Consider the following 22413-nt stretch of genomic DNA (forward strand, 5'->3'; position numbering starts at 1 on the left):
CCTAGGGCAGCGGCGCGAACAGCGCTTCGATATCTCCGGGTTCCAGTTGCCAGCCGCCGCTGTCACCGGCATCCAGCACGCCTGCCGCGAGGTCGGCTTTGCGTTGCTGCAATTGCTGAATCTTCTCTTCCACGGTGGCCCGGGCGATCAGCTTGTAGACGAACACCGGCTTGTCCTGGCCGATGCGGTGGGCGCGGTCGGTGGCCTGGTTTTCCGCGGCCGGGTTCCACCAGGGATCGTAATGAATCACGGTGTCCGCTGCGGTCAGGTTCAGCCCTGTGCCACCGGCTTTGAGGCTGATCAGAAACAGCGGGACTTCTCCGTTCTGGAACCGCTCGACGGGCGTGCGACGGTCCTTGGTTTCGCCGGTGATCTGAACGTAGTCGATGGTGCGGCTCTGCAACTCTTGTTCAATCAACGCGAGCATCGAGGTGAACTGTGAAAACAACAGGATTCGCCGGCCTTCGGCGAGCAGTTCGGTCAGCATCTCCATCAGGCTGTCGAGCTTGCCGGATGTGCCGCCACGGACTGGCCGGGCTGCTTCGCCCTTGACCAGGCGCAGGTCGCAGCAGACCTGGCGCAGCTTGAGCAGCGCGTCGAGAATGACGATCTGGCTGCGCGCCAGGCCTTTGCGGTCGATCTCCTCGCGGACCTTGCTGTCCATGGCCAGTCGTACGGTTTCATAGAGGTCACGCTGAGCCGGGCTGAGTTCGATCCAGTGCAGGATCTCGGTTTTCGGCGGCAGCTCCTGAGCGACCTGTTCTTTACGGCGCCTGAGCAGGAAGGGTTTTATCCGCTTGATGAGATGTTCCAGTCGTTCGGCGTCGCCGTGTTTCTCGATGGGCGTGCGGTAGTCCCGGTTGAATTGCTTGGTATCACCCAGCCAGCCGGGCATGAGGAAATGAAACAGCGACCAGAGCTCGCCTAGATGATTTTCCAGCGGCGTTCCGGTGAGGCAGAGGCGCTGGCGGGCATCCAGCCGTCCGGCAGCTTGCGCCGCCTTGCTGCTGGCATTCTTGATGTTCTGAGCCTCATCGAGCACCAGCACATGCAGCGGGACTTCTGCGAGCAGGTCGATATCTCGGGGCAACAGTGCGTAGGTGGTGAGCAGCAGATCGTAGTCGCCCAGGTGCTGGAAGAGCTGTCGGCGCGTCGTCCCGTGCAGGGTCGCAACGCTCAGCGATGGCGCAAAACGGGCCGCTTCATCCTGCCAATTGGGGATGAGCGTGGTGGGCATCACCACGAGCGAGGGCCGGTCCAGCTTGCCGGCTTGCTTCTCCAGCAACAGGTGGGCGAGTGTCTGCAAGGTTTTACCCAGGCCCATGTCGTCGCCCAGAATGCCGCCGACTTCCAGGGTCCGTAACGTTTGCATCCAGCGCACACCGTCCAGCTGGTAGGGGCGCAACGTTGCGTTCAAACCCTGCAGAGGGCGGATGTCTTCTTCGCGGTAATCGCGAAGTCGCTGGGCGAAATTCCGCAGGTACTCGCCGCCATTCCATTGCAAGGGCAGCGAATCCAGCTCTGCCAGCCGGGCTGCATCGGATCGCTCCAATCGCAGGTGTTCGCCGCTTGGCTGTTCCTGCAGATAAAGCTCGGAAAGTGTCGCAAGGATGGGCTTCAAACGACCAAATGGCAGCAATACCTGTAACGGCTGCTCATCATCGTTACGGCGTCGGTCAAGTTGTACCCGCAGGGTCTCGTCGTCGCTGCGTTGCGCCAGCGCGTGTGCTGAAAGTAGGGCCGGGTTGCGTCTGATCAGGCTGAGCAGCACCGGCAACAGACTGATCCGCTCGCCTTCGACGATGATGCCCAGTTCCAGGTCGAACCAGCTGTGCTCGGGTGGCTCGTCGACCTCGGCGTACCAGGCATCAATCGGCGTCAGGTCATAGGCGAATCCGGGCTGCATGACGACCTGCCAGCCTTGCTCGCGAAGCGGGGCGAGCTGGATTTGCGTGAAGTTCAGCCAGGCCGCCTCGTTCGGCAGCTCGAACATCTCTGCCGAGTCCTTGGGAAGCGCCAGGCTCTGACGCAGGGCAGGTCGGAAACCCAGTTGCTGCAACAGCTGGCGCAGCGACTGTTCCGCGTCTGGCTGGCGCGCGATGCTCAACACGCGGGCGCCTTCGGTCTGGCGTACGCGCTGGCCTGGCTTGGCTTTGCCGTGAACCTGGGTGCGGCCATAGAGGAAGCTCAGCCCGGCACGGTGCTGGTGCTCGCTGACCATTCGCCCGCTGCTGGGCTGATAGTTGACCGCCTGATGACTGCCGAGGCTTAAGTGGGGCAGGGGGAGCAGGTCATCAACCCGGTGTTCTTCAGGCTTGGCGGGGGCCGGCAGCTGGGGGGCGATTTCATGCAGCGTCAGGCTGAACAGGGCGGCCTGGGCGGACGGCACCGCAGGTGCATCGAGAAGGTGGCGGGCCAGTGATGTCGGCAGGCCGTGCTCGACCAAGCCCAGTTCGTTCCGAGTCCTGTCGATGTAGTACAGCGGGTCTACTGCCGTAATCAGCTCGCCGTCGGTGTCGGCCATGTCCAGGCCAGGCTTGAAGCTGCCATCGGATTGCTCGTTCCAGCTGAAGCGTGCCTGGCGGGTTCTTCCGGGCTGCAGAGGTGGCTGGTCCCAGCTGAGAAAGGCGCGACCGGTCTGGAGAATCAGCCGCAGGGTTTCTCCGCCGTTTTCTCCATTCGGGTTGAACCCGTTACCTGACGTGCGGCCCAGCGTAACCAGTGCAGCAATGCGTAGATCCAGCGGCTGCATGAAGCTTGGCTGGCGAAAGCTGGCCTCACGCAGACCGTAGTAGGGCTGTCGCTCGCCCCAGGTGCCGTCTTTGTGCTGGCGCGCTTTGTGGACCTCTATGGAGAAGTCAGGGCATAACAAATAGTGCAGGCACCAGCCTTGGCCGGCTTGGAGGTTGTCGCCCAACGCCTGCGGGAGCTGCGATAGCCACTGTTCCAGCCGGTCAGTGAAGCGCTCACCGGACTGCTCGCTCTGCTTGGCGGGCAAGCGCTCGGATTGCGCTTCGAGAGTCGCGATCAGGGCTACGCAATGTTTGCAGTTACGACCAACCGGGCAGTTGCAGATGCAGCTGAGCCGGCCGTCGCGGGACAACTCAAGCGACTGACGGTAGACGCTGCCTGCTGAACCGCGGCATGTCGCCTCAACGTACCGCGAGTCCTCGCGCACAATCCGGATGCGGTTCTCCGCTGCGTACTGCTGGCCCCTGGCGATTGCGTTTTCAGAAAACGGTAATCGCCACGCGGCTGGCAGGTTGGGGAGAAAGTCACCCTGCATCGGTGGGTCGGATGGCGAACACGGGCGTCTTCGACATCGTTACGGCTTCTCCACAGACAACCGTTCGAGTAATGCTTCGAGCGTGTTGAAGCGCTCCTCGGCACGCTCCATCGGCACCTGAAACTTGAACATCGTGGCGCCTTCGAACTTGTAGCGGTTGGGCTGGCTCTGGATCAGCTTGATCAGCACCATCGGATCGACGCTGGTGTCCGCGGCGAACTCGATACGCCCGCCTTGAGGCCCGGCGTCGATCTTGGTGATGCCAAGGCTGGCGGCCTGTAGCTTGAGCAAGGTCAACCTGACCAGGTGCTTGGCCGGCTCCGGCAGCAGTCCGAACCGATCGATCATCTCCACTTGCAGTTCGCGCAGGCCGTTCTCATCGGCAGCATTGGCGATGCGCTTGTAGAGAATCAGGCGTGCATGCACATCCGGCAGATAGTCTTCCGGGATGAGCGCCGGAACGCGCAGGTTGATTTCCGGGCCGCCACCCAGAGGTTGATCGAGGTTCGGCTGTTCACCTTTCTGAATGGATTTGACCGCGCGCTCGAGCATTTCCATATAGAGGGTGAAGCCGACCGCCTGAATCTGCCCGCTTTGACCGTCGCCCAGTAACTCGCCTGCGCCGCGAATCTCCAGATCGTGGGTGGCGAGGACGAATCCAGCCCCAAGATCCTGTGCATTGGCGATGGCTTCCAGGCGCTTTTCAGCATCCGGCGTCATCTGCTTGCGCGGTGGTGTCAGCAGGTAGGCGTAGGCCTGGTGGTGACTGCGCCCGACCCGACCGCGCAACTGATGCAGCTGGGCCAGCCCGAACTTGTCGGCGCGCTCGATGATGATGGTGTTGGCGCTCGGTACGTCGATGCCCGTTTCAATAATGGTCGAGGCGATCAGTACGTTGAAGCGCTTGTGGTAGAAGTCGCCCATCACCTGTTCGAGTTCACGTTCGCGCATCTGCCCGTGGCCTACGCCGATACGCGCTTCCGGGACCAATTCGGCGAGGTCGGCGGCGCACTTCTCGATCGTTTTCACATCGTTGTGCAGGTAATAGACCTGGCCGCCGCGCAGCAGCTCGCGCAGTAGCGCCTCTTTGATCACGGAGTTTTGCTGCTCCATGACAAAGGTGCGTACTGACAGTCGACGCGCCGGCGGCGTGGCGATAATGGACAGATCGCGCATCCCCGCGACGGCCATGTTCAGCGTGCGCGGAATCGGCGTGGCGGTCAGAGTCAGAATGTCCACTTCACTGCGCAGCGCCTTGAGCTGTTCCTTCTGGCGCACCCCGAAGCGGTGTTCCTCATCGATGATCACAAGGCCCAGGTTGGTGAACTTCACATCGTCTTGCAGCAGCTTGTGCGTGCCGATGAGGATGTCGACTTTGCCTTCGGCCAACTGGTCGACCGCGGCCTGAATCTCCTTGGCGGACTTGAAGCGGCTCATCACTTCGACGCGCACCGGCCAGTCGGCGAAACGGTCACGGAAGCTGTTGTAGTGCTGCTGGGCGAGCAGGGTGGTGGGCACCAGCACCGCCACTTGACGGCCGCTGTGCACCGCGATGAAGGCCGCTCGCATGGCGACTTCGGTCTTGCCGAAGCCCACATCGCCGCAGATCAGGCGGTCCATGGGCTTGGGCGCGAGCATGTCGTGACGTACGGCTTCGATGGCGGCCTGCTGGTCCGGTGTTTCCTCGAAGGGGAAGCCGGCACTAAAGGTTTCGTAATCCAGCTGCGGATCTTCAAAGGCGTAGCCTTCGCGTGCGGCGCGACGGGCATAGATGTCGAGCAGTTCGGCGGCGACATCGCGAACCTGCTCGGCGGCTTTGCGCTTGGCCTTCTGCCAGGTTTCCGAACCCAGTCGGTGCAGCGGCGCCAGCGCATCGTCACTGCCGGTGTAGCGGGCGATCAGATGCAGGCTGGAGACCGGCACATAGAGTTTGGCGTCCTCGGCGTACTGCAGCATGAGGAATTCGGCCGCCTGGCCTTCGATTTCCAGCGTGACCAGGCCGTGATAACGACCGACACCGTGGTCGATGTGAACCACCGGCGCGCCTTCACGCAGCTCGGTAAGGTTCTTGATGACGTTTTCGCCGGCATCACGACCTTTTTCACGCCGACGGCGCTGCATGATGCGTTGGCCGAACAGCGGGCTTTCGGCGATGAGCGCGATAGCCGGATCCTGCAACAGCAAGCCGTCGTCCAGAGGCGCGATGGAGATGGCCAGACGCTCGCTACTTTCGACGAACTGCGGCCAGCCCGAAACTTCCTGTGGACGTAGCTTCAAGCGCGCCAGCAGCTCTAGCAGCACTTCCCGGCGCCCGGCCGATTCGGCGGTGAAAAGCACGCGGCCGGGGAACTCGTCGAGGAAACGGCGAAGCGCACCGAGCGGCTCACTGGCCTTGGCGTCGATCGCCAGTTCCGGAAAGCGACTGGCGGCGAAACGTTCACGGCCGATGCCGCTTTCCACATCGTCCTGGCTGGCGACGACGCGCGGCCAGAGCTTCAGGTGCGCGAAGCAATCCTCGACCGCCATGAACAATTCGGCCGGCGGCAACAATGGCCGCTCCGGGTCTACGCGACGCTCTTCGTAGCGAGTACGGACATCTTTCCAGAAGTGCTCCGCGGCCTGCTCGATACCGGGCAGCGAAAACACCTGAGTGTCCTCTGGCATGTAATCGAACAGCGTTGAAGTTTCATCGAAGAACAGCGGCAGGTAGTACTCGATCCCGGCCGGGGTGATGCCAGTAGACAGATCCTGGTAGACCGGGCAACGACGGAAATCCACATCAAAGCGTTCACGGAAGCGCGCGCGGAATCCGGTGACCGACTCTTTCTTCAGCGGAAACTCGCGAGCCGGCAGCAGGCGGATCGAATCGACCTTGTCGATTGAGCGCTGATTTTCCGGATCGAATGTGCGCAGTGTTTCGATTTCATCGTCGAACAGGTCGATGCGGTAGGGCAGGGGGCTGCCCATCGGAAACAGGTCGATCAGTGCGCCGCGAACGGCGAATTCGCCATGTTCGTACACCGTGTCTACGCAGCGGTAACCGGCCGCTTCAAGGCGGGCACGCATCTGTTCGACATCGAGCTTTTGGCCAATATCCAGCACCAGGCTGGAGCCGAGCAGAAACCGCTTCGGGGCCAACTTGTGTAGCGCTGTTGTGATGGGGACTACCAGGACGCCGTGGGTTAGTTCCGGCAGCTGATAGAGCGCTGCGATCCGCTGGGAGATGATGTCCTGATGCGGTGAAAACACGTCATAGGGCAGCGTCTCCCAGTCGGGAAAGTGCAGAACCGGCAGCTCAGGCGCAAAGAAAGCGAGCTCTTCCTGCAGGCGTTCGGCGCTCTGGCTGTCGGCGGTGAGAAGGAGCGTGAATCGATCTGCGTTGCTGGCTGCTTCGGCAATGGCCAGGCTCAGCGCGGCTCCAGGGAGGTTGCCCCAGGTTTGCTTGCCGCTGGCGGCAGGCATGGGTGGAAGGCGCAATACGGACACGAGTGGGCGTGGCTCCGGTCGATAAAATGGACCGCCAGGATTGTAACTATCCGCGCGGGACGCTGTCAGTGTTTCGGCTGCACAGATTGCCGGCGCTAGGGTGCGGCGGCATAATGTAGCCCTTTTTCTCAGCCCCTACATGTTGGAAGGAACTGCCCGTGACTCAGAAGCCCGACCAGTGTCTTGGTGAATGGATTGATCGAGAAGCCCTCGCCGAAGCGATGATTCCGCTGATTGGTCAGCTGTATCGTAACAACAACGTGGTGACTTCCATTTACGGCCGCGGGTTGATCAACCGTTCGGTCATCGCACTGCTCAAAGCACATCGTTTTGCGCGTCACCGTCAGGCTGACGAGGCCGAGCTGTGCGTCAATGAAACTCATCAAATTCTTACCACCATGAGTCAGATGGACCTTGGCGCCGCTTCGGTGGACTTGGGTAAAGTCGTGGCGAAGTTCAAGGCTGAGGGAAATAGCCGCAGCCTTGACCAGTTCGTGCGTGACGAGCTCGCTGAGGTGGCAGGCAAGCGCAACACCACGGGCGTTCATAAGGGCACGGACGTCGTGTTGTATGGCTTCGGTCGTATCGGTCGCTTGCTGGCCCGCATCCTGATCGAGAAGACTGGCGGCGGTGATGGCCTGCGTCTGCGTGCCATCGTCGTGCGCAAGGGTGCTGAAAACGACCTGGTCAAGCGCGCCAGCCTGCTGCGTCGCGATTCGGTACATGGTCCGTTCGAAGGCACCATCCATATCGATGCGGAAAACAACACCATCACCGCGAACGGCAACCTGATCCAGGTGATCTACTCGAACGACCCGTCTTCGGTGGATTACACCCAGTACGGCATCGAGAATGCGCTGCTGGTGGACAACACCGGCAAATGGCGTGACGCCGAAGGCCTCGGTCAGCACCTCAAGTGCCCAGGTGTCGACCGGGTTGTGCTGACTGCGCCGGGCAAGGGCGAGCTGAAGAACATCGTTCATGGCATCAACCATGGCGCGATTACCGCTGACGACAAGATAGTCTCCGCGGCATCTTGCACCACTAACGCCATTGTGCCGGTGCTCAAGGCGGTCAATGACCAGTACGGCATTGTCAACGGTCACGTCGAGACTGTGCATTCCTACACCAACGACCAGAACCTGATTGACAACTTCCACAAAGGCAGTCGTCGTGGTCGTAGCGCTGCGCTGAACATGGTCATCACCGAAACGGGTGCTGCGACAGCCGCTGCCAAGGCGCTGCCGGTGCTAAAGGGCAAGTTGACCGGTAATGCCATTCGGGTTCCGACGCCGAACGTCTCGATGGCGATCCTCAACCTAAACCTGGAAAAGGCCACGAGCCGCGAAGAGATCAACGAGTACCTGCGCCAGATGGCCATGCATTCGGATCTTCAGAAGCAGATCGATTACGTCAATTCGCAGGAGGTTGTTTCGAGCGACTTCGTAGGTTCCCGTCACGCTGGCGTGGTGGATGCCGAGGCAACGATCTGCAGCGACAACCGTGTCGTTCTGTATGTCTGGTATGACAATGAGTTTGGATACAGCTGCCAGGTGGTGCGTGTGATGGAAGACATGGCTGGGGTTAATCCACCTGCCTTCCCGCGCTAAACACCTAGGTTTAACCGCAAATAACGGGAGCTTCGGCTCCCGTTTTCGTTTTTTTTGGTTCTCCATAGGCGCTGCGCTCGACGGCTTGTACTCGAACCGTCAATAGTCGGTTACGGATGACCACTTGTCTTGAGTCAAAAAATTGGAAGGCCTTGGGTGGTCAGTCGCGGGTCGTGGCCTCTATAATCGGGCGGATTTCTACCTGGGCCCGTGGCATAGCGTCGCGCCGATATACGTTTCGGTGTGCGTCGTGCAATTCGACCTTCAGCTAAATCGCTGGGCCTGTAAAAAAGTCTTTCAAAATCAGTGGTTAGGCGAGCCGATGATCAATATAAAACGTGGGCTAGATTTGCCCATTGCAGGTGCGCCGGCGCAGCGTATCGAGGCCGGAAGGCCCGTGCGAAGCGTCGCCGTAGTAGGGTTTGATTACCCTGGCATGAAACCGACCATGGAAGTTCAGGTCGGTGATCGCGTGAAATTGGGACAGGTACTGTTTTCCGACAAGAAGACACCTGGCGTCCATTTCACCGCGCCTGGGGCTGGTGTGGTCGCTGCGATTCATCGTGGCGAGAAGCGCGTCCTGCAATCGGTCGTCATCGATTTGGAAGGTACCGAAGAGGTCTCTTTCAATCAGTACGGCTCAGCCGAGCTGGAAGGCTTGGGTAACGAGAAGGTTCGTGAGAATCTGCAGCAGGCCGGTCTTTGGGCTGCGTTGCGCACTCGCCCGTATAGCAAGGTTCCGGCTGTCGATGCTGTGCCCAGCTCGATCTTCGTTACTGCCATCGACACGCATCCGTTGGCTGCCGATCCGGCAGTGATCATCGCGGAGCGAGCTGCTGATTTCGAAGCAGGCCTAAAGGTTCTCGGCAATCTGGGCAAGCTGTTTCTGTGCAAAGCCGAAGGGGCTTCGCTGGCCGGCGAGCAGATTGCGAAAGTTCAGACGGAGAGCTTCGCTGGTCCGCATCCTGCCGGTCTGGCCGGTACGCATATTCATTTCCTGGATCCAGTCAGCGCTTCCAAAAGCGTGTGGACAATTGGTTACCAGGACGTCATCGCGATCGGTGCGCTGTTTCTGACTGGCAAGCTGTCGGTGGAGCGCGTGGTTTCGTTGGCCGGCCCGGTCGTCGAGACTCCGCGTCTGCTGCGCACCCGGCTGGGTGCCAATCTCGATGAATTGACCGCTGGCGAGCTGCAGCCTGGCGCAAACCGTGTCGTCTCTGGATCTGTCCTGGGTGGTCGTACCGCACATGGCGCTTTCGCCTTTCTCGGTCGTTACCACCAGCAGGTCTCCTGCCTGCGTGAAGGTAAGGAGCGGGAGATGTTGCACTACCTGCGCGCCGGCAGTGACAAGCACTCGATCCTCAACATCTATATCTCCAAGCTGATGGGTGGCAAGAAGTTCGCCTTCTCCACGTCCACCAACGGCAGTCCTCGAGCCATGGTTCCAGTCGGTAACTACGAAGAGGTCATGCCGCTCGACATGCTGCCGACCCAGCTGCTGCGCTCCTTGATCGTTGGAGACACCGAGGTTGCACAAAAATTGGGCTGCCTCGAGCTGGATGAAGAAGACCTGGCGTTGTGCACCTACGTCTGTGCTGGCAAGTACGAGTACGGCCCGATCCTGCGGGACAATCTGACCCGTATCGAGAAGGAGGGTTAAAGAATGGGCATTCGCGAATTCCTCGACAAGATCGAGCACAACTTCGAAAAGGGCGGCAAGTACGAGAAGTGGTACGCGCTCTACGAAGCGGCGGACACCTTCCTCTACCGTCCGGGCAGCGTCACCAAGACCACCGCCCACGTGCGTGATGGTATTGACCTGAAGCGGATGATGATCACCGTCTGGCTCTGCACCTTTCCTGCAATGTTCTTCGGTATGTGGAACACCGGTTACCAGGCCAACCTGATCTATGCACAAAGCCCCGATCTGCTTGCGGCTCAGGAAGGCTGGCAGTTTGCATTGATCAGCGCGTTGGCGGGTTTTGACCCGTCCAGTGCCTGGGACAACTTCATCCAGGGCGCAGCGTACTTCGTTCCGGTTTATGCGGTCACCTTCATTGTTGGTGGCTTCTGGGAAGTGCTCTTCGCGTCGATCCGCAAGCATGAGGTCAACGAGGGCTTCTTCGTTACCTCGGTTCTGTTCGCGCTCACGCTGCCGCCCAGCATTCCGCTGTGGCAGGTCGCGCTCGGCATCAGCTTCGGTATCGTGATCGGCAAGGAAATCTTTGGCGGCACCGGTAAGAATTTCCTCAACCCCGCCCTGACCGGCCGTGCATTTCTGTTTTTCGCCTACCCGGCGCAAATGTCCGGTGACGCCGTTTGGACTGCGGTCGATGGCTATGCCAGTGCTACTGCGCTGAGCCTGAGCTTTGCCGGTGGTATAGAAAACGTCGTAGAGAGTGGCATTACCTGGATGGACGCGTTTGTCGGCACCATTCATGGTTCGCTGGGTGAAACCAGCACGCTGGCCATCTTTATCGGCGGCGCGGTACTGCTGCTGACCAAGATCGCATCGATACGTATCGTTGCGGGCACCATGATCGGCATGATCGCGCTGAGCTCGCTGTTCAATCTGATCGGTTCGGACAGCAATCCGATGTTTGCCATGCCGTGGTACTGGCACATGGTGGTGGGTGGCTTTGCCTTCGGCTTGATCTATATGGCCACCGACCCGGTTTCGGCATCCATGACCAACACCGGCAAGTGGGTCTTCGGCATCTTCATCGGGGTGATGGTGGTGCTGATCCGTGTAGTCAACCCGGCCTTCCCGGAAGGCATGATGCTGGCGATTCTGTTTGCCAACCTTTGTGCACCGTTGATTGACCACTTTGTCATTCAGGCCAATATCAAGCGGAGGCTGGCGCGTAATGTCTAGTCAAAAAGAATCCACTGTCCGTACGTTGATAGTGGCCCTGCTGGTTTGTCTGGTGTGCTCGGTGTTCGTCGCCGGTGCGGCTGTCGCGCTGCGGCCGACACAGCTGGAGAACCGTCAGCTCGATAAGCAGCGCAGCATCCTGGCGATCGCGGGGCTTGGTGAGGCCGGTATGTCCGGCGCCGAGGTGAAGGCCCTGTATAAAGAACGCATCGTAGCCAAGCTGGTCAATCTCGAGACTGGCAAGTTCAGCGACGAGTTCGATCCGAACACCTTCGACCCACTGGTTGCTGCGAAGGACCCACAGCTGTCCGATGCACTGCCACCAGAGCAGGACATCGCTTCGATCAAGCGCCGTGAGAAGTACAGCGTCGTGTATATCGTCGAAACCGAAGGCGAGCTCGATACATTGGTGCTTCCGGTGCGTGGCTACGGTCTCTGGTCAACGCTCTATGGTTTCCTTGCCCTTCAGGAAGATCTGAATACTGTGGCGGGCCTCGGCTTCTACCAGCACGGTGAAACACCAGGCCTGGGTGGCGAAGTCGACAATCCAAAGTGGCGCAGCCTCTGGGATGGAAAGCAGCTGTACACCGCGGATGGCGAGCTGGCGATCCAGGTCGTCAAAGGCGGGGTCGATCCGCAGAGCCCGAAAGCCGACCATCAGGTCGATGCGCTTGCCGGCGCAACGCTGACCAGTAATGGAGTCAACAACCTGCTGCATTTCTGGCTGGGTGAGAACGGCTTCGGTCCTTTTATCGCTAACCTGCGCGCTGGGGAGGCCTGAGTATGTCGCAACCTACTATTAAGGAAGTCCTGTTCAATCCGGTCTTCAACAACAACCCCATCGGCCTGCAGATTCTAGGAATTTGCTCGGCGCTGGCGGTTACCTCCAACCTGAAAACAGCGCTGGTGATGTCTGTCGCGCTGACCTTGGTGGTCGCGTTCTCCAACCTGTTCATCTCAATGATCCGTAGCCAGATTCCAGGCTCTATCCGCATGATTGTGCAGATGGTGATCATTGCGTCGTTGGTAATCGTGGTTGACCAGGTCCTGAAGGCCTACGCCTTCTCGCTGTCCAAACAGCTGTCGGTGTTCGTCGGGCTGATCATCACCAACTGCATCGTGATGGGCCGTGCCGAGGCGTTTGCCATGCAGAACCCGCCGGTGCTCTCGTTCTTCGACGGTATCGGAAACGGCTTGGGCTACAGCGCTATGCTGATCGTGCTGGGTATCGTTCGCGAGCTGTTCGGTGCTGGCAAACTGATGGGCTATACCATCCTCCCAGTGGTCAATGACGGCGGCTGGTACCAGCCCAACGGCTTGTTGCTGTTGCCTCCGTCGGCGTTTTTCCTGATCGGCATGATCATCTGGGGCATTCGTACCTGGAAGCGTGAGCAGGTCGAGAAGCCGGCCTTCAAGATGGCGCCTCAGGTCTCGAACAAGGAGGCTTATTAATGGAGCATTACATCAGCCTGTTCGTCCGTGCCGTGTTCATCGAGAACATGGCCCTGGCGTTCTTCCTTGGCATGTGTACCTTCATCGCAATCTCGAAGAAGGTCGAAACTGCCATTGGCTTGGGTATCGCGGTCATCGTTGTGCAGGCCATTACCGTTCCCGCCAACAACCTGATCTACACCTACCTGCTGAAGGCCGGTGCGTTGTCATGGGCTGGCTTGCCGGAAGTCGATCTCAGCTTCCTCGGCCTGCTGAGCTACATCGGGGTGATTGCGGCGATCGTTCAGATCCTCGAGATGACCCTCGACAAGTATGTACCCAGCCTCTACAACGCGTTGGGCGTGTTCCTGCCGTTGATCACTGTGAACTGCGCGATCATGGGCGGCACGTTGTTCATGGTCGAGCGCGATTACAACCTGTCTGAAAGTGTGGTCTATGGCATGGGTTCGGGTCTGTCCTGGGCGCTTGCTATCGCCTTGCTTGCTGGCATTCGCGAAAAGCTCAAGTACAGCGATGTGCCGGAAGGCCTTCAGGGCCTCGGGATCACCTTCGTCACCATCGGACTGATGTCGCTGGGCTTCATGTCTTTCTCTGGCGTACAGCTGTAAGGACGGGATGAACTGATGAGTTACGAAATTTTCCTCGCCATCGGCATGTTCACGGCCATTGTGCTTGCACTGGTTGTGATCATCCTCGCGGCGCGCGCCAAGCTGGTATCCAGTGGCGACGTGAGCATCGAGATCAACGGCGAACGCACCATTACAGTTCCGGCGGGCGGCAAGCTTCTGCAGACGTTGGCGGCCAACAATATCTTCCTTTCCTCTGCCTGCGGCGGTGGTGGCACCTGCGCTCAGTGCAAGTGCATCGTCGAGAGCGGCGGTGGTGAGATGCTGCCGACTGAAGAATCTCACTTCACTCGCCGCGAAGCGGGCGAAGGCTGGCGTTTGTCCTGCCAGACTCCGGTCAAAGCGAACATGCAGATCGAAGTGCCGGAAGAAGTGTTCGGCGTAAAGAAATGGGAATGCACCGTACTGTCCAACCCCAACGTGGCGACCTTCATCAAGGAGCTGACGTTGAAGTTGCCAGAGGGTGAGAACGTCGATTTCCGTGCTGGCGGTTATGTGCAGTTGGAGTGCCCGCCGCATGAGGTCCGTTACAAAGACTTCGATATCCAGGAGGAGTATCGCGGCGACTGGGACAAGTTCAATCAGTGGAAGTACGTGTCAAAGGTCGAGGAGACCGTGATTCGTGCCTACTCGATGGCGAACTATCCGGAAGAAGTTGGGCTGGTGAAATTCAATATCCGTATTGCTTCGCCGCCACCCGGTAAAGACGATCTGCCACCTGGCCAGATGTCCTCTTGGGTGTTCAGTTTGAAGCCCGGCGACAAAGTGACCGTGTACGGGCCGTTCGGCGAGTTCTTCGCCAAGGACACCGATGCGGAAATGGTCTTCATCGGCGGCGGTGCGGGTATGGCGCCGATGCGTTCCCATATCTTCGATCAACTCAAGCGTTTGAAGTCCACGCGCAAGATGAGCTTCTGGTACGGCGCTCGCTCGATGCGCGAGGCCTTCTATGTCGAGGAATATGATCAGCTGCAGGCTGAGAACGATAACTTCCAGTGGCACCTTGCGTTGTCCGATCCGCAACCGGAAGACAATTGGGAAGGCCCGACCGGCTTCATTCATAACGTGCTGTACGAGAACTACCTGAAGGGCCATCCGGCGCCTGAAGATTGCGAGTTCTATATGTGCGGACCGCCAATGATGAACGCATCGGTGATCAAGATGCTGACCGACCTGGGCGTTGAACCGGAGAATATCCTGCTCGACGACTTCGGCGGCTAGCATGCCTAAAGCGTTACTACGGCCCGTCTTCGTTGTCGCCTTGGCGACAGCCCTGACGGGCTGTCTGTTTCAGGAGCAGGTGGAAAGCTTCGGCGGGCCGACCATGGGCAGCACCTATTCGGTGAAGTACGTGCCCGGGGACGCCGCGGTTTCCAAAGAGCAGCTGCAGAACGAAACGGATGCGATTTTGGCCGAGATCGACAGCCAGATGTCTACGTACCGTGCTGACTCGGATATCGAGGCTTTCAACGCGCTTCCTGCTGGCACCTGCATGGCCGTGCCTGAGGGGGTTCTGGAGCTCTTCCGAGCCGGCCAGCAGCTCTCGGAGGAAAGCGAAGGCGCTTTCGATCTGACGGTCGAGCCGTTGCTCAATCTCTGGGGCTTTGGCCCGAAGGGCACCGGTGAGCGGATTCCCTCTGCAGACGAGATTGCTCAGGCACGTAAGAATATGGGGCATCAGCATCTTCGTATCGAAGGCGAGCAGCTCTGCAAAGATGCGGCCGTACAGGTTGATTTCAACAGTATCGCTGCAGGCTATGCAGTGGACCGGGTAACCGCAAATCTCGAGGCTTCCGGTGTTCGCCGTTACCTTGTGGAGATTACTGGCGAGCTCAAGGCCCTCGGTCATAAACCTGATGGGGTACCCTGGCGTATTGCAATCGAGGCGCCGCATGACAACGAGCGAGTCGCACAGCGAATTATCGAGCTTGACGGTCTTGGAGTTTCGACGTCAGGTGATTATCGCAACTACTTCGAGCGAGACGGCAAGCGCTATTCGCATACGCTTGATCCACTGACCGGTGCGCCGATCAATCATCGTCTGGCGGCCGTGACGGTTGTCGATCCCTCGACATTGCGGGCAGATGGATTGTCTACTGTTTTAATGGTGCTCGGGCCCGAGCGTGGCCTGGCATATGCGACGGAGCGAAACATTGCAGCGTTTTTCGTGATTCGTGATGGGCAGGAATTTATTAGCAAAAGCACTGAGGCTTTTGATGAGCTGTTTGGTGCAGGAGTAGACGAATGACTTGGTTAATCGTTTTTCTGGTCATGTTGTTAGTGGTGTTCGGCATGTCCATTGGCGTGATCATGGGTCGCAAACCGATTGCAGGCTCCTGCGGGGGCATCGCCAATCTTGGCATCGAGAAGGAATGCTCGATTTGCGGCGGGAGCCGTGAGAAATGTGAAGAGGTGAATGAACAGGCGAGTCGCGGTGGAAAAGCAGATCTCGCGTATGACGCGACCAGACGCTGACAACTGACGTGTTCGAACGCCCGGAATAATCAACGTCCCGGGTGCTGATCTTTGCATGCAGTGTCGAGGCGACCCGAGTGACGGCGCAACGATCCAGGCGGCTGCGCGCCGATGAGCAGCTTCCACTATCTGCTTTACAGAATTCGTTAACAGCGGCAGGACTGCCTGCTGCGTGGTCTGGGGTGAATATGGCTGTCTACAATTACGATGTGGTGGTGTTGGGCTCAGGCCCTGCCGGCGAAGGTGCGGCGATGAATGCCGTCAAGGCTGGCCGTAAGGTTGCCGTGGTTGACAGCAGGCCGCACGTGGGCGGTAACTCGACGCACTTGGGCACCATCCCGTCAAAAGCGCTTCGCCATTCGGTGCGGCAGATCATGCAGTACAACACCAACCCACTGTTCCGCCAGATTGGCGAGCCCCGTTGGTTCTCTTTTCCCGACGTCCTGAAAAGCGCTGAGAGCGTAATCGCCAAGCAGGTTACATCTCGCACTGGCTACTACGCTCGCAACCGCATCGATATCTTCTTCGGCACTGCCAGTTTTGCCGATGAGCAGACGGTCGAAGTCGTCAGTGCGAACGGGATGGTCGAAACGCTGGTAGCGAACCAGTTCATCATTGCGACCGGCTCGCGCCCCTACCGCCCGGCTGATGTCGACTTCACGCATCCTCGTGTCTATGACAGCGACACTATTCTGACCTTGAGCCACACGCCGCGCCGTCTGATTATTTACGGGGCTGGGGTGATCGGCTCCGAGTACGCATCGATCTTCAGCGGCCTTGGTGTACTGGTCGACCTGATCGACAATCGCGACCAGTTGCTCAGCTTCCTTGATGACGAAATTTCCGACGCGCTCAGCTATCACCTGCGCAACAACAACGTGCTCATTCGTCATAACGAGGAGTACGAGCGTGTCGAGGGGGTGGACAATGGCGTAATCCTGCACCTCAAATCTGGCAAGAAGATCAAGGCGGATGCCTTCCTCTGGTGTAACGGTCGCACTGGCAATACCGACAAGCTCGCCTTGGAAAACATCGGCCTCAAGGTCAACAGCCGCGGTCAGATCAAAGTTGACGAGCATTACCGCACTGAGATCGGCAACATCTACGCAGCGGGTGATGTAATTGGTTGGCCATCCCTGGCGAGCGCTGCTTACGATCAGGGGCGGTCGGCAGCGGGCAGCATCGTGGAGAACGATAGCTGGCGTTTCGTCGACGACGTGCCGACCGGTATCTACACCATTCCGGAGATCAGTTCGATCGGTAAGAACGAGCGTGAGCTGACCGAAGCCAAGGTGCCGTACGAAGTAGGCAAGGCTTTTTTCAAAGGCATGGCACGGGCGCAGATTTCAGCCGAGCCGGTCGGTATGCTGAAAATCCTTTTCCATCGCGAGACGCTGGCGGTACTTGGCGTGCACTGTTTCGGCTATCAGGCTTCGGAAATCGTCCACATTGGCCAGGCGATCATGAACCAGCCGGGCGAGGCGAATACGCTGAAGTATTTCATCAATACCACCTTCAACTACCCGACCATGGCCGAGGCTTACCGCGTTGCGGCTTTCGATGGGCTAAACCGGCTTTTTTGAGCGGCTCTGACCGGTGGCCTGAGCCGGTTGGGGAAGATACCCGAGACTGGCGCTGGCCGAATCGGGAAAGTTTTTAAGGGCAGCAATTCCAGGCCGCTGTGATGGCGGCCTCGCTTTATGCGTTGCGCAGCGTCGTGACGGCAAGGCCGGGATAATCGGTAATCAGGCTGTCTACACCGAAATCTGCAAGCCGACGCATCAACGCAGGGTCGTTGACAGTCCAGACCGATACATGCAGACCGAGCTGGCGGGCCTTGGCGATTCGCTCCGGCGTGCATAGCGTCCATTTCAAGGCTAACAGCGAGCAGTCGTACTGCTTGGCCACCTTCAGCGGGTCGAGCCAGGCGTATTCGGCGACCAAGCCGCATGAAAGCTCGGGCGTCAGTCGTTTCAAGGCGCGCAGCACTTCCCGCGATCCTGATGTAACGGTGACCCGGTCGAGCAGGTTATGACGTTCTGCCAGCGCTTTGATCGCCAACACCGAGCGTGCGGCGCGAACGCGCGAGGCGCTTTTAACTTCCAGTTGCCAGTGCTCGAAGTCGCACTGCTCGAACAACTCAGCTAAACGCGGTATGGGGCATGGCTGTTTCCAGTTTGGGCCTCCCTGGCGCGCGTCGTATTGGGTCAGCTCTTGTGCGTCATGCTCGACGACCTTGCCGCGTCGCCCTGTGGTGCGCTTAAGCGTCGGGTCATGGATGACCATCAACTCACCGTCTTTGGACAGGTGCAGATCGAGTTCGCAGCGGCGTACGCCGTGGGCGAGGCATTGCTTGAACCCGGCCAGGGTATTTTCAGGCGCCTCACCCTTTGCGCCGCGGTGGCCATAGATAAGCGTCACGGTTGTCTCTCTGGTTGCAATGACGGGAAATGTTGGTGATGGACAACACTGTCGATCACCCGGTTGCCCTCGAAGTAGACAGAAAAATTGCGGTAATCCCAGCGAGTGATCGGCGGCTGGCCGATCGCCGGACGTTCCTCATCGGCTAGACCAAAACGGTCAAGGACATCGATCTTCGCATCCCCGCGGCTGGGGAGCGGGACGTTGGCCTGGCCTTGCTGGCCGACCGGGATTTTGATGTCGTCAGCGTGTGCAGATGTGTTCAGGCTGGATATCAGCAAAATGAGTAGAAGAGGGCGCATCAATCAGGTCCTTGCGAGCTTTCACGAGCCAGGCGTCGTTCCGCCGCCTGTTTCTGCAGGATATGCCGCGCAAGCAATTGTCGTTGTGCATCAGTCAACGCTTCGAAAGACGTACCGACTGCGAATTTTCCGCTCTCGAGCGCTTGGCAGCTCGCTATACGTGCAGTTAGCAGCATGCCCAGACCCTGCGGCATCAGTGCCAGTTTAAGTAACCATGTCGAACCCACATCAAGCGCTTGGTCGTTTACGAAATTGATGCCGCCTTCTGACAGCACGGTTGCGCGTGGCGGGCCGAGGTCCCGCAGTAGATCCTGAGCGAGCGCCTGACCAATCAGCTCGATACGCTTGTTCTGCACCTTCAGGTAGTTGGCCAGCGTGCGGTTACCCTCGGCTATCTGACGCAGCAGATGCTGCGTCTCGAAGTCGAGTTGGTGGAGTTCGCCGAGCAGTTCGAACCGTTGTGTCGATCCGTGACTTGAGACTGTTTCGGCGTGTTCCGGTGGCAGGATTTCCAGTGCGATCATGTCCTCGATACGATAGTATTCGCGGCGATCATCAGTGTCGTCTATGGGCATGTCGATCCCTGAGCTGCAGTGATGGCTTGAGTGTATCAGGCTGCTTGGCGTCGTCATTCAGCTTGTTATTTCCCGCCAGCGAAAGCGAATCCAACGATCTATGTTCAGACCGCTGTCCGTGTATATCGGGGCGCGCTACACACGCGCCAGACGTCGCAGCCTCTTCGTCTCCTTCATCTCTTTCACCTCCATGATCGGATTGGCGCTCGGTGTGCTGGTCATGATCGTTGTGCTGTCGGTGATGAATGGTTTCGATCATGAAATGCGCAGCCGTGTGTTAGGGATGGTGCCGCACGCCACTATCGAAAGCGCGACGCCTATCGACGACTGGCAGACGATGGCTGAGCGGTTGGCGCAGCATCCCCAAGTCGCTGCGATTGCTCCGTTCATACAGATGCAAGGTTTGCTGACCCATCGCGGGCAGGTGACCAAGATATTGATTAACGCTGTGGACCCGGTTATCGAGCCGGAAGTATCCATCGTGGGCCAGTTTTTTCGTGAGGGTGGGCTAGCAGAACTGGCGCCTGGCGAGTTCGGCATTGTTATCGGTGATAAGGCGGCCAGCACCTTGGGTGTAGCTGTCGGCGACAAGGTCACCTTCGTGGCCCCTGAGGTCACCGTCACGCCGGCGGGTGTCTTCCCGCGCATGAAGCGTTTCACCGTGCGCGGTATTTTTCATGTGGGTGCGGGCGAGATCGATGGTTATGTGGCGATGGCCAATATCTCTGATCTGGCGCGATTGCATCGCTGGGAGCCTGATCAGGTTCAGGGGCTGCGTCTGCGTTTCGTCGATCTGTTTCAGGCCCCGCGTATTGCCTGGGAGCTGGCGGGCCAGTTGGGGGATGAGTTCTATTCCCGGGACTGGACCCGCACCCACGGTAACCTTTACCAGGCAATCCGTATGGAAAAGGCCATGATCGGCCTGCTGCTATTGCTGATCGTCGCGGTAGCAGCCTTCAACATCATTTCCACGCTGGTCATGGTTGTGACGGATAAGCGTGGAGACATCGCAATTTTGCGAACACTTGGCGCGACGCCGCGGCAGATCATGGCGATCTTCATGGTCCAGGGCACCGTGATAGGCGTTGTCGGTACGCTGGTGGGCGCGTTGCTGGGCATCTTCGCAGCGCTCAATGTAAGCAGTTGGATCGCTGCGTTAGAGCGCTTGATCGGGCACAAATTTCTCAACGCAGACGTATATTTCATCGATTATCTGCCATCCCGGCTGATGACGGCCGATGTGATCCAGGTCTGCGCTGCAGCACTGATTCTCAGCTTTTTCGCCACCCTGTATCCGGCGTGGCGTGCGGCCCGGACGCAACCGGCCGAGGCGTTACGATATGAGTGAGTTGCTTATGAATGGACGGTCTGCGAACGAGGCTGCGGTACTGAGCTGCCGCAACCTGGGAAAACGCTACGAACAGGGGCCGGAGTCGGTCAGTGTGCTTTCCGGTCTTGAGCTGGAGTTGTTTCCGGGCCAGCGGGTTGCCATCGTTGGCACGTCCGGCTCAGGCAAGAGCACTCTGCTCAATCTGCTTGGCGGGCTGGATACGCCTAGCGAGGGGAGCGTCTGGCTGGCTGGGGAAGAACTCTCTGCGCTCAGCGAAAAGGACCGCGGCCTGCTGCGTAATCGTGCGCTGGGCTTCGTCTACCAGTTTCATCATCTGCTGCCTGAATTCAGCGCCCTCGAAAACGTCTGCATGCCGCTGCTGATCGGCAAGACACCGATACCGGAAGCGCGAACGCGCGCAACCGAACTGTTGCAGCGTGTGGGGCTTGGCCACCGGCTCGCCCATAAGCCTTCAGAGCTGTCCGGGGGAGAGCGTCAGCGCGTGGCGATCGCGCGTGCCCTGGCGAACCGTCCGGCACTGGTGCTGCTCGATGAACCTACCGGCAACCTTGATCACCACACGGCCCAGGGTATTCAAGACCTGATGCTGGAGCTGAGCAGCTCGTTGCGTACGGCTTTTCTTGTTGTCACGCACGATCCGCAACTGGCGGGGCAGATGGATCACATACTGCGCCTGGAAGATGGCCGGTTGGTGGCAGGCTAATGTTCAGGCCGCTCAGTATCTTCATTGGCAGCCGCTACACGCGGGCCAAGCGCCGCAACCATTTCATTTCATTCATTTCTCTGACATCCATGATTGGTTTGTCGCTGGGTGTGCTGGCGATGATTATTGTGCTGTCGGTCATGAACGGATTCCAGCGCGAGATGAGCAACCGCATCCTCGGCATGGTGCCGCACGCTGTGATTGCCGGTGATGGGCGGCCGGTGGATGACTGGCAATCGCTGGCCCAGCAACTGCAAGCGCACCCGGGGGTGCTCGGCGCTGCACCGATTACCCAGCTCGAGGGCATGCTGTCCTACCGTGGCTCGATGCAGCCAATTGAAATCAACGGCATCGATCCACAGGCCGAGGGTGAAGTGTCGATCCTTGACACCAAGATGGTCGCTGGCAATCTCGACGATCTCGAGGCCGGGGAGTCAGGCGTTATCGTCGGGCTGATGACCGCGCGACGGTTTGGTCTGAAGTTGGGCGATAAGCTCACGCTGATCGTGCCTGAGCTCAGCGATGCGCCTGGCGGTATAACGCCGCGGATGCAGCGTCTGAACGTCGTCGGGGTGTTCAAGGTGGGTGCTGAGCTGGATGGCAGTCTGGCGATGATCCACAGGGCCGATGCAGCCCAGATTCTTCGTTGGCAACCGGGGCAGGTCGAAGGCGTGAGGGTCAGGCTGGCTGATCTTTATCGGGCACCGCAGATCGCAAGCGAGCTTGTCGCCGGTCTCGGAAAGGGTTATCGCAGTGAAGACTGGTCGCTTACCCAGGGCAGTTTGTTCAGCGCGATGAAAATGGAAAAGACCATGATCGGCCTGTTGCTTCTGCTGATCGTGGCGGTGGCAGCGTTCAATATCATCGCCACCCTGATCATGGTAGTCGCCGACAAGCGAGCGGATATCGCGATCCTGCGGACCCTTGGCGCAACGCCACGGCAAATCATGGCGATCTTCATGGTTCAGGGAAGCATCATCGGATTGACAGGAACCCTAATAGGGACGGTACTGGGTGTGCTTGGGGCGATGAACGTCAGTGCCCTGGTCGCCTGGCTGGAAAAGGTATCGGGACAGCACATCTTCAGTTCGGATGTGTACTTCATCAGCACCCTGCCATCTGAGCTGCGGCTGCAAGATGTCTTGCTGGTAACGCTGGCGGCGCTGCTGCTCAGTTTTCTGGCAACGGTCTATCCCGCTTGGCGGGCGGCGCAAACACAGCCGGCCGAAGCACTGCGCTACGAGTAACTAC

General features: G+C 59.0%; 18 protein-coding genes. 13 read left to right on the forward strand and 5 right to left on the reverse strand.

From position 1 onward, the window contains the following. Nucleotide 1 precedes the first annotated feature (1 nt). The gene (locus tag PSTU_RS0118185) at nt 2–3286 is read right to left on the reverse strand and encodes an SNF2-related protein (protein WP_019342447.1); all 3285 of its coding nucleotides are present in this window, start codon (nt 3284–3286) and stop codon (nt 2–4) included. A 39-nt stretch (nt 3287–3325) separates the two neighbouring features. Further along, nucleotides 3326–6772 carry a transcription-repair coupling factor gene (gene mfd / locus PSTU_RS0118190; RefSeq protein ID WP_019342448.1) on the reverse strand — a complete coding sequence of 1149 codons (3447 nt, stop codon included), beginning with the start codon at nt 6770–6772 and terminating at the stop codon, nt 3326–3328. A gap of 158 nt (nt 6773–6930) precedes the next feature. Here mfd and PSTU_RS0118195 point away from each other — a divergent pair, with 158 nt between their 5' ends. The 10 genes from PSTU_RS0118195 (at nt 6931) to sthA (ending at nt 17393) form a co-directional block, all read left to right on the forward strand. Beyond that, complete coding sequence (locus tag PSTU_RS0118195; RefSeq protein ID WP_019342449.1) at nt 6931–8382, forward strand: glyceraldehyde-3-phosphate dehydrogenase; 1452 nt, start codon at nt 6931–6933, stop codon at nt 8380–8382. A gap of 322 nt (nt 8383–8704) precedes the next feature. Continuing rightward, the gene (locus tag PSTU_RS0118200) at nt 8705–10042 is read left to right on the forward strand and encodes a Na(+)-translocating NADH-quinone reductase subunit A (protein WP_019342450.1); all 1338 of its coding nucleotides are present in this window, start codon (nt 8705–8707) and stop codon (nt 10040–10042) included. A 3-nt stretch (nt 10043–10045) separates the two neighbouring features. Continuing rightward, nucleotides 10046–11257, forward strand: a complete 1212-nt coding sequence (locus tag PSTU_RS0118205; RefSeq protein ID WP_019342451.1) for an NADH:ubiquinone reductase (Na(+)-transporting) subunit B — start codon at nt 10046–10048, stop codon at nt 11255–11257. After that, entirely contained in the window at nt 11250–12038 is a 789-nt protein-coding gene (locus PSTU_RS0118210) for a Na(+)-translocating NADH-quinone reductase subunit C (protein ID WP_019342452.1), read from the forward strand. Before PSTU_RS0118205 ends, PSTU_RS0118210 begins: the two co-directional genes overlap by 8 nt. Beyond that, nucleotides 12035–12709, forward strand: coding sequence for an NADH:ubiquinone reductase (Na(+)-transporting) subunit D (locus PSTU_RS0118215; RefSeq protein WP_172830720.1), 675 nt, complete (start codon nt 12035–12037; stop codon nt 12707–12709). The genes PSTU_RS0118210 and PSTU_RS0118215 overlap by 4 nt, the downstream gene beginning before the upstream one ends. Further along, nucleotides 12709–13317 carry an NADH:ubiquinone reductase (Na(+)-transporting) subunit E gene (gene nqrE / locus PSTU_RS0118220; RefSeq protein ID WP_019342454.1) on the forward strand — a complete coding sequence of 203 codons (609 nt, stop codon included), beginning with the start codon at nt 12709–12711 and terminating at the stop codon, nt 13315–13317. The genes PSTU_RS0118215 and nqrE overlap by 1 nt, the downstream gene beginning before the upstream one ends. A gap of 12 nt (nt 13318–13329) precedes the next feature. Beyond that, nucleotides 13330–14556 carry an NADH:ubiquinone reductase (Na(+)-transporting) subunit F gene (nqrF, locus tag PSTU_RS0118225; protein ID WP_029404863.1) on the forward strand — a complete coding sequence of 409 codons (1227 nt, stop codon included), beginning with the start codon at nt 13330–13332 and terminating at the stop codon, nt 14554–14556. 1 nt (nt 14557) lies between these two features. Next, on the forward strand, nt 14558–15583 hold the full coding sequence (locus PSTU_RS0118230) for an FAD:protein FMN transferase (protein WP_019342456.1): 1026 nt from the start codon (nt 14558–14560) through the stop codon (nt 15581–15583). Beyond that, entirely contained in the window at nt 15580–15810 is a 231-nt protein-coding gene (gene nqrM / locus PSTU_RS0118235) for a (Na+)-NQR maturation NqrM (protein ID WP_019342457.1), read from the forward strand. Before PSTU_RS0118230 ends, nqrM begins: the two co-directional genes overlap by 4 nt. A gap of 188 nt (nt 15811–15998) precedes the next feature. Then, entirely contained in the window at nt 15999–17393 is a 1395-nt protein-coding gene (gene sthA / locus PSTU_RS0118240; RefSeq protein ID WP_019342458.1) for a Si-specific NAD(P)(+) transhydrogenase, read from the forward strand. Nucleotides 17394–17508: 115 nt separating this feature from the next. Here the strand turns inward: sthA and PSTU_RS0118245 are convergent, their stop codons facing one another. The 3 genes from PSTU_RS0118245 to PSTU_RS0118255 are packed head-to-tail and all read right to left on the reverse strand — an operon-like array spanning nt 17509 to nt 19108. Then, nucleotides 17509–18231, reverse strand: a complete 723-nt coding sequence (locus PSTU_RS0118245; protein ID WP_019342459.1) for a glycerophosphodiester phosphodiesterase — start codon at nt 18229–18231, stop codon at nt 17509–17511. After that, nucleotides 18228–18533 (reverse strand): hypothetical protein, encoded by a 306-nt coding sequence (locus tag PSTU_RS0118250; RefSeq protein ID WP_019342460.1) that lies wholly within the window; start codon nt 18531–18533, stop codon nt 18228–18230. Before PSTU_RS0118250 ends, PSTU_RS0118245 begins: the two co-directional genes overlap by 4 nt. Beyond that, nucleotides 18533–19108, reverse strand: a complete 576-nt coding sequence (locus PSTU_RS0118255; protein WP_029404864.1) for a PilZ domain-containing protein — start codon at nt 19106–19108, stop codon at nt 18533–18535. The genes PSTU_RS0118250 and PSTU_RS0118255 overlap by 1 nt, the downstream gene beginning before the upstream one ends. Before the next feature lie 100 nt (nt 19109–19208). Here PSTU_RS0118255 and PSTU_RS0118260 point away from each other — a divergent pair, with 100 nt between their 5' ends. Genes PSTU_RS0118260 through PSTU_RS0118270 form a run of 3 tightly spaced genes read left to right on the forward strand, consistent with a single transcriptional unit; the run spans nt 19209 to nt 22409 of the window. After that, entirely contained in the window at nt 19209–20456 is a 1248-nt protein-coding gene (locus PSTU_RS0118260; RefSeq protein ID WP_019342462.1) for a lipoprotein-releasing ABC transporter permease subunit, read from the forward strand. Then, nucleotides 20449–21162 carry a lipoprotein-releasing ABC transporter ATP-binding protein LolD gene (lolD, locus tag PSTU_RS0118265; RefSeq protein ID WP_019342463.1) on the forward strand — a complete coding sequence of 238 codons (714 nt, stop codon included), beginning with the start codon at nt 20449–20451 and terminating at the stop codon, nt 21160–21162. The genes PSTU_RS0118260 and lolD overlap by 8 nt, the downstream gene beginning before the upstream one ends. Further along, nucleotides 21162–22409: a lipoprotein-releasing ABC transporter permease subunit gene (locus PSTU_RS0118270; RefSeq protein ID WP_019342464.1), complete on the forward strand. Its 1248-nt coding sequence runs from the start codon at nt 21162–21164 to the stop codon at nt 22407–22409. Before lolD ends, PSTU_RS0118270 begins: the two co-directional genes overlap by 1 nt. Nucleotides 22410–22413 lie beyond the last annotated feature (4 nt).

This window comes from Stutzerimonas stutzeri SDM-LAC, from assembly GCF_000235745.1.
Taxonomy (GTDB): Bacteria; Pseudomonadota; Gammaproteobacteria; order Pseudomonadales; family Pseudomonadaceae; genus Stutzerimonas; species Stutzerimonas stutzeri_H.